At 27.6% G+C, this 860-nt stretch carries 2 protein-coding genes; both read left to right on the forward strand.

The window, feature by feature from the left end:
• Nucleotides 1-149 precede the first annotated feature (149 nt).
• Nucleotides 150-581, forward strand: a complete 432-nt coding sequence (locus A9G30_RS05080; protein ID WP_065567570.1) for a hypothetical protein — start codon at nucleotides 150-152, stop codon at nucleotides 579-581.
• A 3-nt stretch (nucleotides 582-584) separates the two neighbouring features.
• Nucleotides 585-860, forward strand: a 276-nt coding sequence (locus A9G30_RS05085) for a MarR family winged helix-turn-helix transcriptional regulator (protein ID WP_141672004.1), incomplete at its 3' end; no start/stop codon positions are given.

The following is an 860-nucleotide window of genomic DNA, read 5'->3' on the forward strand; positions in this document are numbered from 1 at the left end:
ATCATCTTATTACAAAGTCCAATATCTAGTCATCAAATTAACCTTGTAATAAGTCAACAAATCAAAAACTTGAATTTTCTTTACTTAATTAATAAGTAAACTTATAATAAGCAAACTTATGACAAGATAACTTATTAAAAGGAGACACTATGAATACCATTTCAATTTCTTTCATATTACCAACCAAAGCTAAGCCAACTCAAATTTGGCAATACTATACTGATCTTAATTTAAGAAAATTATGGGAAACTGATCTTGAAGACTTTCGTATATTTGGTGACTTAAAAACAGGGTCTAAAGGTATTTTCAAATTACAAAATATACCGGAAATGGAAGTGACTTTATCAAAGATTATTGATGAGCAAGAATTTACAGAACAATTTGATATGCCTGAAATAGGTTTACTGTTTTTCTCACATCAAATTATTGAAATATCGCATAATCAATATGCATTAAAATCAGAAATTTCTCTAAAACCGGATCCAAAAATGGATACTAAAGCATCCTATGATTTTATAAAACAGATTTCAGATGATATTATAGATAAAACTTACAAATTAAATGGCTTAGTTGAAGGGTAAATTATGACAAAGGACAATAAGTTTTTGACTCAATTCCAAACTGATTCTGAATCTATTGGTTTTATTTTTATGAAAACTTATTCGTCCTGGCATACGAATATCAAAAATTGCTTGAAAAAACAGTCTATCACTCATCCTCAATTTATAGTGCTTGCAACGCTTGCTTATCTATCACAGCAACCAGACGAAATAACACAAGTTATTTTATCAAATAAAACAAATATCGATGTGATGACAATTTCCCAAATATTAGAGAATTTAGAAAAAAAAGATTATATA

Origin of the sequence: Gilliamella sp. Fer4-1 (genome assembly GCF_001690515.1) — a bacterium.
Lineage (GTDB): Bacteria > Pseudomonadota > Gammaproteobacteria > Enterobacterales > Orbaceae > Gilliamella > Gilliamella apicola_C.